Annotated in this window: 24 protein-coding genes; all 24 read left to right on the top strand. The window is 45.0% G+C overall.

Annotation, left to right across the window (positions count from 1 at the left end; all coding sequences use genetic code 11):
- Positions 1-101 precede the first annotated feature (101 nt).
- The 24 genes from rplC to rpsK all read left to right on the top strand — a co-directional run bounded on the left by rplC (position 102) and on the right by rpsK (position 13,146).
- Complete coding sequence (gene rplC / locus NSTC731_RS34460; RefSeq protein WP_445632242.1) at positions 102-734, top strand: 50S ribosomal protein L3; 633 nt, start codon at positions 102-104, stop codon at positions 732-734.
- 96 nt (positions 735-830) lie between these two features.
- Positions 831-1,469 carry a 50S ribosomal protein L4 gene (rplD, locus tag NSTC731_RS34455; RefSeq protein WP_445628860.1) on the top strand — a complete coding sequence of 213 codons (639 nt, stop codon included), beginning with the start codon at positions 831-833 and terminating at the stop codon, positions 1,467-1,469.
- Entirely contained in the window at positions 1,462-1,776 is a 315-nt protein-coding gene (locus NSTC731_RS34450; RefSeq protein WP_069070779.1) for a 50S ribosomal protein L23, read from the top strand. Before rplD ends, NSTC731_RS34450 begins: the two co-directional genes overlap by 8 nt.
- Before the next feature lie 154 nt (positions 1,777-1,930).
- Positions 1,931-2,794: a 50S ribosomal protein L2 gene (gene rplB, locus NSTC731_RS34445; RefSeq protein ID WP_335003857.1), complete on the top strand. Its 864-nt coding sequence runs from the start codon at positions 1,931-1,933 to the stop codon at positions 2,792-2,794.
- A 142-nt stretch (positions 2,795-2,936) separates the two neighbouring features.
- Positions 2,937-3,215: a 30S ribosomal protein S19 gene (gene rpsS / locus NSTC731_RS34440; RefSeq protein WP_012410721.1), complete on the top strand. Its 279-nt coding sequence runs from the start codon at positions 2,937-2,939 to the stop codon at positions 3,213-3,215.
- A gap of 80 nt (positions 3,216-3,295) precedes the next feature.
- Positions 3,296-3,652 (top strand): 50S ribosomal protein L22, encoded by a 357-nt coding sequence (gene rplV / locus NSTC731_RS34435; protein WP_069070777.1) that lies wholly within the window; start codon positions 3,296-3,298, stop codon positions 3,650-3,652.
- A 52-nt stretch (positions 3,653-3,704) separates the two neighbouring features.
- Positions 3,705-4,487, top strand: a complete 783-nt coding sequence (gene rpsC, locus NSTC731_RS34430) for a 30S ribosomal protein S3 (protein ID WP_445628859.1) — start codon at positions 3,705-3,707, stop codon at positions 4,485-4,487.
- 73 nt (positions 4,488-4,560) lie between these two features.
- Positions 4,561-4,986: a 50S ribosomal protein L16 gene (gene rplP, locus NSTC731_RS34425; protein WP_012410718.1), complete on the top strand. Its 426-nt coding sequence runs from the start codon at positions 4,561-4,563 to the stop codon at positions 4,984-4,986.
- A 3-nt stretch (positions 4,987-4,989) separates the two neighbouring features.
- Positions 4,990-5,217, top strand: a complete 228-nt coding sequence (gene rpmC / locus NSTC731_RS34420; protein ID WP_445628858.1) for a 50S ribosomal protein L29 — start codon at positions 4,990-4,992, stop codon at positions 5,215-5,217.
- Positions 5,218-5,223: 6 nt separating this feature from the next.
- Complete coding sequence (rpsQ, locus tag NSTC731_RS34415) at positions 5,224-5,472, top strand: 30S ribosomal protein S17 (protein WP_094349093.1); 249 nt, start codon at positions 5,224-5,226, stop codon at positions 5,470-5,472.
- A gap of 46 nt (positions 5,473-5,518) precedes the next feature.
- On the top strand, positions 5,519-5,887 hold the full coding sequence (gene rplN, locus NSTC731_RS34410) for a 50S ribosomal protein L14 (RefSeq protein WP_099101129.1): 369 nt from the start codon (positions 5,519-5,521) through the stop codon (positions 5,885-5,887).
- Positions 5,887-6,240: a 50S ribosomal protein L24 gene (gene rplX / locus NSTC731_RS34405; protein ID WP_292729115.1), complete on the top strand. Its 354-nt coding sequence runs from the start codon at positions 5,887-5,889 to the stop codon at positions 6,238-6,240. Before rplN ends, rplX begins: the two co-directional genes overlap by 1 nt.
- Positions 6,241-6,366: 126 nt before the next feature.
- Entirely contained in the window at positions 6,367-6,915 is a 549-nt protein-coding gene (rplE, locus tag NSTC731_RS34400) for a 50S ribosomal protein L5 (protein WP_445628857.1), read from the top strand.
- Positions 6,916-6,935: 20 nt separating this feature from the next.
- A complete protein-coding gene (gene rpsH, locus NSTC731_RS34395; protein WP_094349096.1) occupies positions 6,936-7,337 on the top strand; it encodes a 30S ribosomal protein S8 in 402 nt (133 codons plus the stop codon).
- Positions 7,338-7,423: 86 nt separating this feature from the next.
- Complete coding sequence (gene rplF, locus NSTC731_RS34390) at positions 7,424-7,972, top strand: 50S ribosomal protein L6 (protein ID WP_322738048.1); 549 nt, start codon at positions 7,424-7,426, stop codon at positions 7,970-7,972.
- A 2-nt stretch (positions 7,973-7,974) separates the two neighbouring features.
- Entirely contained in the window at positions 7,975-8,337 is a 363-nt protein-coding gene (gene rplR, locus NSTC731_RS34385; protein ID WP_445628856.1) for a 50S ribosomal protein L18, read from the top strand.
- A 117-nt stretch (positions 8,338-8,454) separates the two neighbouring features.
- Positions 8,455-8,982: a 30S ribosomal protein S5 gene (gene rpsE / locus NSTC731_RS34380; protein WP_322679498.1), complete on the top strand. Its 528-nt coding sequence runs from the start codon at positions 8,455-8,457 to the stop codon at positions 8,980-8,982.
- Positions 8,983-9,082: 100 nt separating this feature from the next.
- The gene (gene rplO, locus NSTC731_RS34375; RefSeq protein ID WP_322731372.1) at positions 9,083-9,526 is read left to right on the top strand and encodes a 50S ribosomal protein L15; all 444 of its coding nucleotides are present in this window, start codon (positions 9,083-9,085) and stop codon (positions 9,524-9,526) included.
- 74 nt (positions 9,527-9,600) lie between these two features.
- Positions 9,601-10,911 (top strand): preprotein translocase subunit SecY, encoded by a 1,311-nt coding sequence (gene secY, locus NSTC731_RS34370; RefSeq protein ID WP_104906409.1) that lies wholly within the window; start codon positions 9,601-9,603, stop codon positions 10,909-10,911.
- 2 nt (positions 10,912-10,913) lie between these two features.
- Complete coding sequence (locus tag NSTC731_RS34365; protein WP_445628855.1) at positions 10,914-11,468, top strand: adenylate kinase; 555 nt, start codon at positions 10,914-10,916, stop codon at positions 11,466-11,468.
- A 275-nt stretch (positions 11,469-11,743) separates the two neighbouring features.
- On the top strand, positions 11,744-11,968 hold the full coding sequence (gene infA / locus NSTC731_RS34360; RefSeq protein WP_006276978.1) for a translation initiation factor IF-1: 225 nt from the start codon (positions 11,744-11,746) through the stop codon (positions 11,966-11,968).
- Between the two features lie 118 nt (positions 11,969-12,086).
- Positions 12,087-12,200, top strand: coding sequence for a 50S ribosomal protein L36 (gene rpmJ / locus NSTC731_RS34355; protein WP_015129703.1), 114 nt, complete (start codon positions 12,087-12,089; stop codon positions 12,198-12,200).
- Between the two features lie 115 nt (positions 12,201-12,315).
- Positions 12,316-12,696 carry a 30S ribosomal protein S13 gene (rpsM, locus tag NSTC731_RS34350; protein WP_104906411.1) on the top strand — a complete coding sequence of 127 codons (381 nt, stop codon included), beginning with the start codon at positions 12,316-12,318 and terminating at the stop codon, positions 12,694-12,696.
- Positions 12,697-12,750: 54 nt separating this feature from the next.
- Positions 12,751-13,146 (top strand): 30S ribosomal protein S11, encoded by a 396-nt coding sequence (gene rpsK, locus NSTC731_RS34345; RefSeq protein WP_069070761.1) that lies wholly within the window; start codon positions 12,751-12,753, stop codon positions 13,144-13,146.
- The last annotated feature ends 68 nt before the right edge of the window (positions 13,147-13,214 follow it).

Below are 13,214 nucleotides of genomic sequence, written 5' to 3'. Positions count from 1 at the left end.
TTCTAAATTTCCCAGGCTAAACCAGCCTAAACTGATGCGTACAAAGCGTGTCCTCTAGAGTCCAATTCCAAGGTCAGCAAGTAGAAGGAGAACCAGTTACTGTGTCTGTAGGTATTCTCGGCACCAAGCTGGGCATGACCCAAATATTTGACGAAGCAGGAGTGTCTATTCCTGTAACTGTCATTCAAGCAGGGCCATGCACCGTTACACAAGTTAAAACCAAAGAAACCGACGGTTACTTTGCCATTCAAGTTGGTTATGGCGAAGTCAAACCCAAGGCACTAAATAGACCACTACTGGGCCATTTGGCTAAATCATCTGCCCCAGCATTGCGTCACTTAAATGAATATCACACCGATAGCTCTAGTGATTATGCTTTAGGTCAACAGATTAAAGCAGATATTTTTAGCGCAGGTCAAATTGTCGATGTCGTCGGCACAAGCATTGGTCGTGGCTTTGCGGGAAACCAAAAGCGCAACAACTTTGCTCGTGGACCCATGTCACACGGTTCCAAAAACCACAGAGCACCTGGTTCAATAGGTGCTGGTACAACACCCGGTCGTGTCTATCCAGGTAAGCGGATGGCAGGTCGTTTAGGTGGAAAACGTATTACAATCCGCAAACTGACCATAGTGCGAGTCGATCCAGAACGCAACTTATTGCTAATTAAAGGAGCCATTCCTGGTAAAGCAGGCGCTCTAGTAAGTGTTGTACCGGCAAAAATAGTGGGATAGTCAAAAGTCATTAGTCAGTAGTCATTAGTCAGTAGTCATTGGCTAAGGACAAAAGACAAATGACTTTTGACAAATGACAAAGGACAAATAACAAAAATGGTTGAAAGCGTAGTTAAAAATTGGCAAGGAGAACAGGTCGGCGAGACGACCTTCGAGTTGCGCACTGCCAAAGAAGAAACAGCGTCTCATATTGTACACCGCGCCTTAGTACGGCAATTGACCAATGCTCGTCAAGGAAATGCCAGCACAAAAACTCGTTCAGAAGTCAGAGGTGGCGGTCGTAAACCTTGGCGGCAAAAAGGTACAGGTCGCGCTCGTGCAGGTTCTATTCGTTCGCCATTGTGGCGTGGTGGTGGTGTGATCTTTGGGCCAAAGCCCAGAGATTTCAACCTGAAGTTGAACCGCAAAGAGCGACGTTTAGCATTGCGGACAGCATTTGTCAGCCGGATTGACGACTTGATCGTAGTAGAAGAATTTAGCACCGAGCTATCTCGCCCGAAGACTAAAGAATTAGTAGCAGCACTTGCCCGTTGGGGAGTAGTACCAGAAAGCAAGGCACTGTTAATTTTGTCTGAAATTGCGGCTACAGATAACGTTTATTTATCAGGCCGCAACATTGAAAATTTAAAACTAATTGCAGCCGACCAGCTAAATGTTTTTGATTTACTGCACGCTGACAAAATAGTAGTTACGGCATCAGCCCTAGAAAAAATTCAGGAGGTCTACAGTGCCTAGCTTTGACCCCCGCGACCTTGCCGACTTAGTACGTCGCCCAATCGTCACCGAGAAAGCGACTATCTTGATGGAGCAAAACAAGTACACCTTTGAAGTAATTCCAAAGGCATCTAAGCCAGAAATCAAGGCTGCGATCGAAGATTTGTTTCAGGTCAAGGTTGTAAAAGTCAACACCACTCTACCACCGCGCAAAAAGCGGCGCGTTGGGAAATTTATTGGTTATAAACCCCAATATAAGCGAGCGATCGTCACCGTCGCACCTGGGGATGAAGACAAGATTAGACAAGTTCTATTCCCAGAAGTCTAGAAATTTTAGATTTTAGATTTTAGATTTTAGATTGAGGAGTTGACTGAATAAGTACCGAAAATGGTGGCAATTAGTTAAACACTCATTAAATTCAAAATCCAAAGTTCAAAATCCAAAATTAAGTAAATCCAAAATCCAAAATCCAAAATAGATTATGGGTACTCGTTCTTATCGCCCTTATACCCCCAGCACTCGCCAAGTTACAATCTCTGACTTTGCGGAAATTACCAGAACCGAGCCAGAAAAATCCTTAACAACCTCGAAGCATCGCGCCAAAGGTCGGAATAATCACGGACGGATTACTAGTCGTCGTCGAGGTGGCGGACACAAACAGCTTTATCGGATTATCGATTTTAAAAGGGATAAACATAATATTCCGGCAAAAGTCGCAGCAATTGAATACGATCCTAACCGTAACGCCAGAATTGCCCTTTTGTATTACCAAGACGGTGAAAAACGGTACATCCTTCACCCCAACGGATTGAAAGTTGGAACAATAATTATTTCTGGGCCGGAAGCTCCCTTTGAAGATGGAAATGCTTTACCACTCTCGAAGATTCCCTTGGGTACTAGTGTTCACAACGTAGAACTGACCCCTGGTAAAGGTGGTCAAATTGTGCGTGCTGCTGGTGCTAGCGCTCAAGTTGTGGCAAAAGAAGGTAATTATGTAACTCTCAAGTTGCCTTCAGGAGAAGTCCGCTTGATTCGACGCGAGTCCTACGCCACCATTGGGCAAGTAGGCAACACCGATGCGAGAAACCTGAGTGCAGGTAAAGCCGGACGAAATCGCTGGAAAGGTCGCCGTCCTAAGGTTAGAGGTAGCGTCATGAACCCAGTGGATCACCCACATGGTGGTGGTGAAGGTAGAGCGCCTATCGGTAGATCGGGGCCTGTTACACCTTGGGGTAAACCCACATTGGGTGCGAAGACACGCAATCGCAAGAAACTTAGCAGCAAGTTGATTGTGCGTCGTCGTCGTAAGTCTTCTAAACGCGGTCGCGGTGGTCGTGAATCATAGAATTTTAGATTTTAGATTTTGGATTTTAGATTGAGGTCTACTCGTGAACATTGAAAATTTGTGAAACCTGATTAGATACCTAATTATCCAAAATCCGAAATTCTAAATCCTAATTCCTAAATCCTAAATCCAAAATTGAACTATGGGTCGTTCTCTAAAAAAAGGTCCTTTTGTTGCGGATCATCTCCTAAAGAAAATTGAAAAGCTCAACGACAACAACAGAAAAGAAGTTATTAAAACTTGGTCACGAGCTTCGACAATTTTGCCTCTAATGGTAGGGCATACCATAGCTGTTCACAACGGACGCCAACACGTTCCCGTTTTTGTAAATGAACAGATGGTAGGACATAAGTTGGGTGAATTTGCCCCGACACGCACCTACAGGGGTCATGGAAAAAGCGACAAAAAAGCAGGTAGGTAGTTATTAGTTATTAGTCATTAGTCATTAGCTAAAGACAAGTGACAAATGACAAATGACAAATGACAAAATTGGAGAAAATTATGGCTACTAATACTACTGAAGTAAAAGCGATCGCTCGTTTTATCCGCATCTCGGCTTACAAAGTGCGTCGGGTACTCGATCAAATCCGCGGGCGATCTTACCGAGAAGCGTTAATCATCCTGGAATTCATGCCCTATCGCGCTACTGAACCCATATTGAAGGTTCTCAGAAGCGCTGCTGCCAATGCCGAACACAATGCTGGGTTAGATCGGACTCAACTTGTAATTACTCAGGCTTATGCCGATCAAGGCCCGCCATTGAAGCGCTTCCAACCAAGAGCGCAAGGTCGAGCTTACCAAATTCGCAAGCCGACGTGTCATATTACCGTAGCTGTTGCAGCTGCTCCAGAAAAATAAGCACGTTTACCCAATAAATTGCGTAAAGTAAGAAATTTTAGAGGAAGCATTTGTGGGACAAAAGATTCATCCAGTTGGTTTTCGCCTGGGTATTACACATGAACATCAATCCCGTTGGTTTGCTGTTCCCGATCGCTATCCAGAACTTCTCCAAGAAGACCACAAACTCCGTCAATACATAGAACAAAAGCTGGGTAGACAGGCTCAAAACAACGCCGGAATTTCCGAAGTGCGGATTGAGCGCAAAGCCGACCAAATCGACTTAGAAGTACGCACAGCTAGACCTGGGGTAGTAGTGGGTCGTGGTGGACAAGGTATCGAATCTTTGCGTACCGGACTCCAAGGATTGTTGGGTAGTAATCGTCAAATTCGGATCAACGTAGTTGAAGTTCAACGAGTTGATGCTGATGCCTACCTAATTGCCGAATACATTGCTCAACAATTGGAACGTCGGGTTTCCTTTCGGCGAGTAGTGCGGCAATCGATTCAACGTGCCCAACGCGCTGGTGTCCAAGGTATTAAAATCCAAGTTAGCGGTCGCCTCAACGGTGCGGAAATTGCCCGGACAGAGTGGACTCGTGAAGGTAGAGTACCTTTACATACCTTACGGGCTGACATTGACTACTCTTATTGCACGGCAAAAACTGTTTACGGCATTTTGGGTATCAAAGTATGGGTGTTTAAAGGAGAAATTATTCCAGGACAGGAAGAAACTCCGTTACCACCAGCAAATCGCGAACGCGAACGCGAACCCCGCGATCGCGAACGAGAACCTCGTCGCCGTCAACAACAACGTCGTCGCCAGCAATTTGAAGACCGCTCAAATGAAGGATAAATCGTCATTAGTCATTAGTCATTAGTAAATGACAGATGACAAATGACAAATGACAAATGACAAATGACAAACCATGTTAAGCCCTAGAAGAACTAAATTCCGCAAACAACAGCGCGGACGGATGGAGGGACTAGCCACCCGTGGTAGCACCCTCAACTTCGGTGATTTTGCACTCCAAGCGCAAGAACCTGCTTGGATTACCTCGCGTCAAATCGAGGCTTCCCGTCGGGCAATGACTCGTTATATTCGTCGGGGTGGACAAATCTGGATTCGGATTTTTCCTGATAAACCTGTAACCATGCGTCCTGCTGAAACCCGAATGGGTTCCGGTAAAGGTAATCCAGAGTTTTGGGTAGCTGTAGTCAAACCAGGACGAATTTTGTTTGAAATCGGTGGAGTTTCTGAAGAAATCGCTCGTGAAGCGATGCGTTTGGCTTCATTTAAACTGCCCATCAAAACTAAGTTTATTGTGCGCTCTCAACCACAGGAGCAGGAGTAGCTTATGCCTCTTCCCAAGATTTCAGAAGCTAGAGAATTAAGCGACGAGAAGCTTTCTGATGAAATTGTCGCGACCAAAAGACAACTATTTCAGTTGCGCTTGCAAAAAGCCACCAGACAATTAGAAAAGCCCCATCAGTTCCGACAATTGCGCCACCGTTTAGCCCAATTGCTGACGCTAGAAACAGAACGCAAACGGGCAGCAAATCAATCGGCTAAAGAAAAAAAGTAGGAGATTATGGCAGTTAAAGAACGAGTTGGCTTGGTAGTGAGCGATAAAATGCAAAAAACTGTGGTAGTCGCCATAGAAAACCGCGCTCCTCACCCCAAGTACGGCAAGATTGTGGTTAACACCCAACGATATAAAGTTCACGACGAAGAAAATCAGTGTAAAGTAGGCGATCGCGTTCGCATTCAGGAAACTAGACCCCTGAGTAAAACCAAGCGCTGGAAAATCACAGAAGTCCTGAACGTCAAGCCTACTTAAACCTCATCGTTGTTAAAAACTAACAACATTACAAGGGAGAATAATTGTGATTCAACCCCAGACTTACCTGAATGTCGCAGATAATAGCGGCGCCCGCAAACTGATGTGCATCCGCATCTTAGGCGGAGGCAACCGTCGTTATGGTTTTATTGGCGATAAAATTATTGCAGTTGTCAAAGATGCTACACCCAATATGGCTGTTAAAAAGTCTGATGTGGTGGAAGCAGTAATTGTTCGGACTCGAAAAGCTGTAAATCGCGATAGCGGCATGAGTATTCGCTTTGATGATAACGCTGCTGTAATCATCAACAAAGACGGTAATCCCAGAGGCACACGGGTTTTTGGCCCAGTTGCACGGGAACTGCGCGATAAAAACTTCACCAAAATTGTTTCTCTGGCTCCGGAGGTGCTTTAATGGCAACCAAACAGGGTACTCCCAAAGTATTCCACAAAATGCACGTCAAAACTGGTGACACCGTACAAGTGATTGCTGGTAAAGACAAAGGAAAAGTTGGTGAAATTATCCAAGCACTTCCCCAACTGAGTAAAGTTATCGTCAAAGGTGTCAACATCAAGACCAAGCACGTCAAACCCCAGCAAGAAGGGGAATCGGGGCGAATTATTACCCAAGAATTCCCGATTCATAGCTCCAACGTAATGCTTTATTCCACCAAGCAAAACGTTGCCAGTCGTGTTGGTTACACCTTTACCTCAGAAGGCAAAAAGGTGAGAAAACTCAAGAAAACTGGCGAAATTTTAGATAAATAGTCATTAGTCATTGGTCATTTAGTCATTAGTTATTAGTAAAAAGACAAATAACAAAAGACAAAAGACAAATAACAAAGGACAATAAAAGTTCCCTGACCAAGCCCAGGGATATCAGGACAAAAAACTATGGCGACAACAAGACTCAAAACCTTATATCAAGAGACAATCGTCCCCAAACTGATTAATCAGTTTCAATATACCAACGTTCATCAAGTACCGAAATTAGTAAAGGTTACGATTAACCGAGGTTTGGGTGAAGCAGCTCAAAATGCGAAGTCGCTGGAAGCATCCATAAACGAAATTTCAACGATCGCTGGTCAAAAACCGGTGGTGACAAGGGCGAAAAAGGCGATCGCTGGCTTTAAGATTCGTCAAGGGATGCCTGTGGGGATCATGGTTACCCTCAGAGCAGAACGGATGTATGCCTTTTTCGACAGACTAGTTAGCCTGTCGCTACCCAGAATTAGAGATTTTCGCGGCGTTAGCCCTAAAAGCTTTGACGGACGCGGTAACTATACTTTGGGTGTGAGAGAACAGCTAATTTTTCCAGAAGTCGAATACGACAGCATCGATCAAGTGCGTGGTCTGGATATTTCCATCATCACCACAGCAACAAATGACGAAGAGGGACGCGCCTTACTTAAAGAATTAGGAATGCCCTTTCGCGATCAATAAGTTCATCTATAGAGGGAACGATGGCGGCTAACGACACAATTGCAGATATGCTGACGCGCATCCGCAATGCCAACCTGGCGCGGCATCAAACTACACAAGTGCCAGCGACAAAATTGACCCGGAGCATTGCCAAAGTGCTACGGGAGGAAGGCTTTATTGCTGAAATCGAAGAAGCAGAAGAAGGAGTAAAACGCAATCTGGTGATTTCTCTGAAATACAAGGGAAAAAACCGTCAGCCTTTGATCACCGCCTTAAAGCGGGTCAGTAAGCCTGGCTTGCGTGTTTATTCAAATCGAAAAGAATTACCAAGGGTACTAGGCGGCATTGGCATTGCCATTATTTCTACATCCAGTGGCATTATGACTGACCGCGAAGCGCGGCGTCAAAACTTGGGTGGCGAAGTACTTTGTTACGTTTGGTAGTCATTGGTCATTAGTCATTGGTCATTTGTCATTAGTGAAAGACAAAGGACAAAGGACAAAGGACAAATAACAAAGGACAAAAAGTCATGTCACGTATTGGTAAACGTCCAATTACTATTCCCGCCAAAGTTCAAGTGGCGATCGATGGTACGAATATTGTGGTGAAAGGCCCGAAAGGAGAGCTTTCTCGCACTCTCAGAGATAACGTCTCACTCTCTCAAGAGGGGGAAATATTACACGTAAATCGTCGGGATGAAACTCGGACATCGAAGCAATTGCACGGCTTGAGCCGTACTTTAGTTGCCAACATGGTCGAGGGAGTTTCCCAAGGTTTTCAGCGCCGTTTGGAAATTCAAGGCGTTGGTTATAGGGCACAAATTCAAGGGCGTAACCTAGTTTTGAATATGGGTTATAGCCATCAGGTGCAAATTGAACCACCAGATGGAATTCAGTTTGCCGTAGAAGGTACCACTAACGTCATTGTTAGTGGCTATGACAAAGAAATCGTCGGTAACACAGCCGCCAAAATTCGTGCTGTTCGTCCACCAGAACCTTACAAAGGTAAAGGCATCCGCTATGCCGGTGAAGTAGTCAGACGGAAAGCTGGTAAGACTGGTAAGGGTGGTAAGAAGTAGAAATGAAACTTACTCGTAGAGAATCAAAAAACCGTCGTCATCGACGCGTTCGTGGCAAAGTTGTTGGCTCCCCAGAACGTCCGCGTTTATCGGTATTTCGTTCTAATGAGCATATTTATGCCCAGGTAATTGATGATACTCAACATCAAACCATCGTGGCCGCATCGACTCTAGAACCAGAGTTGAAATCTAGTTTAGCGTCATGTGCAAACCGCGATGCATCGGTACAAGTTGGTAAGTTGATTGCAGTGCGATCGCTAGAAAAAGGTATCACCAAAGTAGTCTTCGATCGCGGTGGTAACTTATATCATGGTCGTGTCAAAGCGCTCGCTGATGCAGCACGCGAAGCTGGTTTAGATTTCTAAATTAGTCCTTTGTCATTTGTCCTTTGTCCCTTGTATAAGAGCTAATGGCTTCCCTTGTATAAGAGCTAATGACTAATGACTAATCACTAATGACTAATGACAAAAGAGGCATAAATTATGGCAACAGAGCGTAAAAGTAGAACAAAGCGTGCCAAAAAAGAAGAAACCACTTGGCAAGAGCGGGTTATCCAAATCCGCCGCGTGAGTAAAGTGGTCAAAGGTGGTAAAAAACTCAGCTTCCGAGCGATCGTTGTCGTTGGTAACGAACGCGGTCAGGTTGGAGTTGGAGTAGGCAAAGCTTCAGATGTAATAGGTGCCGTTAAAAAAGGCGTAGCCGACGGCAAAAAACACCTCATTGATATCCCAATCACCAAATCAAACTCTATCCCCCATCCTATTGATGGTGTCGGTGGTGGTGCAAAAGTGCTGATGCGTCCAGCCGCACCTGGTACTGGGGTAATTGCTGGTGGTGCTGTGCGAACTGTGTTGGAATTAGCCGGAGTTCGTAACGTCCTAGCCAAGCAACTAGGCTCAAACAATCCGCTCAATAATGCTAGAGCCGCAGTTAATGCCTTATCTACACTGCGTACCCTTGCTGAAGTCGCCGAAGATCGCGGTATTCCTATTCAAAATCTCTACATCTAACTAGTCATTTGTCCATAGTCACTAGTCCTTTGTTCTCAACAAACGACAAACGACACCAGACAAATGACAAACGACAAATGACAAATGACATTTTTAGCTTATGAGACTCCATGATGTTAAGCCGCAAAAAGGCTCAAAGAAACGCAAGCGCCGTGTAGCCAGAGGTATTTCTGCTGGTCAAGGTGCTAGTGCCGGTCTAGGTATGCGGGGTCAAAAATCTCGTTCTGGTAGTGGGACTCGACCAGGTTTTGAAGGTGGTCAACAGCCATTGTACCGCCGCCTACCGAAGCTGAAGGGCTTTCCGATTATTAATCAGAAGATTTACACTACGATTAATGTAGAGAAGCTAGCTTCCCTTCCCGCGAATACGGAAGTAACTTTGACCTCATTGAAAGCCGCAGGTATCCTGACTGCTGTCAAAGGGCCATTGAAAATTTTAGGTAACGGGGAATTGAGCATTCCGCTCAAGGTACAAGCGGCAGCTTTCACAGGTTCAGCTCGTAGCAAAATTGAGGCAGCTGGTGGTAGTTGTGAAGTCTTATGAGTGAGCCGGAACAGCACACTTAAATGCAAGCCAACTCGCTGCCAGTGCTTGGTTCACTATAAAGGTAGCACTCTATGATCAGTCGAGATAAAGCCCCAACGGCTCAAGAAACTTTTATGCAGATGGCACAGGCAGCTGGTCTCAGAGGTAGGCTGCTTGTCACCGTCGGTATTTTAATTTTGGTTCGCCTGGGTATCTTCTTACCCGTACCAGGGATTGATAGACCGAGATTTGCCGAAGCTATATCGGGCAGTAATTCCATATTCGGCTTATTGGATATATTTTCTGGGCGAGGACTTTCGACTTTGGGAGTCTTTGCTTTAGGAATTTTGCCCTTCATTAATGCGTCTATTATCATCCAATTGCTCACCGCGGCGATTCCATCTTTAGAAAATTTACAGAAAAATGAAGGGGAAGCTGGTCGGCGAAAAATATCGCAAATTACTCGCTATGTAACTGTAGGTTGGGCAATTCTTCAAAGTACAGCTTTTTCGGCATTATTCCTTCAGCAATTTGCCTTAAAGCCAGGGCCAATATTTGTTGCTGAAACGGCGATCGCTCTGACTGCTGGTTCAATGTTCGTTATGTGGGCATCAGAACTAATTACAGAACGGGGTATTGGGAACGGGGCATCATTGTTGATTTTTGTCAACATTGTGGCATCATTACCAAAAGCTTTAGGCGATACCATCGACTTGGTGCAAGTAGGCGGTCGGGAAGCAGTCGGTCGGGTGATCGTGCTGATCTTAGTTTTCCTGGCAACAATTGTTGGTATTGTGATTGTGCAGGAAGGAATGCGCCGCATCCCAATTATTTCGGCTCGTCGCCAAGTAGGTCGCCGAGTTTTGGCAGAGCAGCGTAGTTATCTGCCACTGCGACTAAATCAAGGCGGCGTGATGCCAATTATTTTTGCTGCTGCCATCCTCAGTTTGCCACTGCTAATCGCCAATTTTACTAAAAATGCTGATTTGGCGAATATAGTTAACACTTATTTGAGTCCAAGCGGTTCTAGCTCCTGGGTCTATGCCTTGGTCTACATGATTTCCATTGTTTTCTTCAGCTACTTCTATTCTTCGTTGATTCTCAACCCGGTAGATGTAGCCCAGAACTTGAAGAAAATGGGTTCTAGTATTCCTGGAATTCGTCCAGGCAAAGCAACTAGCGAGTATATCGAACGCGTATCCAACCGACTAACTTTTTTGGGTGCGATCTTTTTGGGCTTTGTTGCCATTATCCCCACAGCCGTAGAAAGCGCTTTAAATGTAAAAACTTTCCGGGGAATAGGTGCAACCTCGTTGTTAATTTTAGTTGGTGTGGCAATTGAGACAGCCAAACAAGTCCAAACTTATGTCATCTCTCAGCGCTATGAAGGAATGGTGAAATAATAGTGACGCGATTAATCTTCTTGGGTCCACCTGGAGCGGGTAAAGGAACACAAGCTCAAACTTTGGCTGAACACTTGAATATTCCCCATATTTCTACAGGTGAAATATTAAGACAAGCCATGAAAGAGCAAACTCCTTTAGGAATCAAAGCTCAAAGCTATGTTGATAGTGGCGAGTTGGTACCCGACCAGCTAGTGCAGGACTTGGTACAGGAGCGCCTCGATCGACCAGATGCCAAAAATGGTTGGATTCTGGATGGCTTTCCCCGAAAAGTTACCCAAGCAGCTTTTCTGGAGAAGTTACTGGAAGCAATACATCAAGGTGGCGAAAAGGTAGTCAATTTAGATGCACCAGATGAAATTGTAATTGCACGTTTGCTCGCTAGAGGACGAAAAGATGATACCGAAGAGGTGATTCGTCGTCGTTTAGAAGTGTACCGCGCGGAAACTGCACCTTTAATTAATTATTACGGCGATCGCAAAAAACTCCTAACAGTCAATGGCAACCAGTCCCAAGAAGATGTCACTGGTGAACTACAAAAGGTAATCGCTTCTTGAAAAAGAGGGGCAGGGCATGAGGAAGATGGGGAGATAATACTAACTCGTAACTCTTAACTCAGCACTGGCTCAACGCCCCTCTGACGCTAACAGCACGGGCTAAACGCCGAGCTATCGCTAACAGCACTCCTAACGCCCAATGCCCCATACCAAAAAAAAGATCAATTTTAGCTAAGATATATTAATAAAGTGTTGATATATTTCTTAAAATGTGTTTCTTTGCAGATGAAGCGCTGCAACTGAACACGAAATTGTTGAGTTGAGGAAAAAACAAATTGTCTAAGCAAGATTTGATTGAAATGGAAGGCACGGTTACAGAGTCCTTGCCCAATGCGATGTTTCGCGTTGACTTGGACAATGGCTTTAACGTGCTGGCACACATTTCCGGCAAGATTCGTCGAAATTATATCAAGATTTTGCCCGGCGATCGCGTCAAGGTGGAGTTAACTCCCTACGACTTGACCAAAGGCAGAATTACCTATCGACTACGCAAAAAGTAACTATTATGTAGAGAATTTTACCATAAAACCATTTTTTTGACTGTTTATTAGTCATTTAACTGGATTAATTTCCCTAGAAATGCTATAATTTTATATTTGGAGTCAAAAAATAAAAGGCATGAAAGTTAGAGCCTCAGTCAAGAAAATTTGTGAAAAATGTAACGTGATCAAACGTCGTGGTCGCGTTATGGTGATTTGCGTGAACCCCAAGCACAAACAACGTCAAGGATAACGCTCTTACCAACAGAGCTAGTTGCAGGACGCATATCATCATTAAAACGAAAAGACGCGATTAATCACGTTTTTCCAACCAACAGTAATTGCGACAACAATAGGGAGAGTTCATTGTGGCACGTATTGCCGGAGTAGACCTTCCACGCGATAAGCGCGTCGAGATCGGTCTAACTTACATCTACGGAATTGGATTATCACGCTCTCAAGAAATTATAGCGGCTACTGGTGTGAACCCAGATACTCGCGTTAAGGACTTAAGTGATGCCGATGTAACAGCCCTACGAGGGGAAATAGAAACCAACTATCAAGTTGAAGGCGACTTGCGGCGCTTGGAGTCTTTGAACATCAAGCGCTTAGTTGACATTGGTACCTACAGAGGTCGTCGTCATCGTATGGGCTTACCAGTCAGAGGCCAAAGAACTCGCACCAATGCTAGAACCCGTCGAGGCAGAAGGCAGACAGTGGCTGGGAAGAAGAAGGCTCCAGGGAAATAATTTTGCAACGCTTGTTAATCCGAGCAAGTTTTACCTTAAATCAACTAAACAAGTATGGCGAGACAACCAACTAAAAAAACCGGGAGCAAGAAGCAGAAACGGAATGTACCCAGTGGAATGGCCTACATCCAGTCTACTTTCAACAATAGCATTGTCACCATTACCGATCAAAATGGAGATGTCATCTCCTGGGCTAGCGCTGGTTCTAGCGGTTTTAAGGGAGCAAAAAAGGGAACTCCCTTTGCAGCGCAAACCGCAGCTGAAAGTGCAGCTCGCCGAGCTATCGATCAAGGAATGCGCCAAATTGAGGTAATGGTAAGTGGGCCAGGAGCAGGTAGAGAAACCGCTATCCGAGCGCTCCAAGGAGCAGGACTGGAAATTACACTGATTCGGGATATTACCCCGATTCCTCACAATGGTTGTCGTCCACCCAAGCGCCGTCGAGTTTAAATACCAAAACTTGGGCAGTGAGGACGAAAAGTTACAGCCAGCAATGACCGCTTGAGCGTCTAACGTTC

It is taken from the genome of Nostoc sp. DSM 114167, from assembly GCF_052692655.1.
The sequence above is the reverse complement of the archived record's forward strand: the minus strand, read 5'-3'. Positions and strand labels throughout refer to the sequence as shown.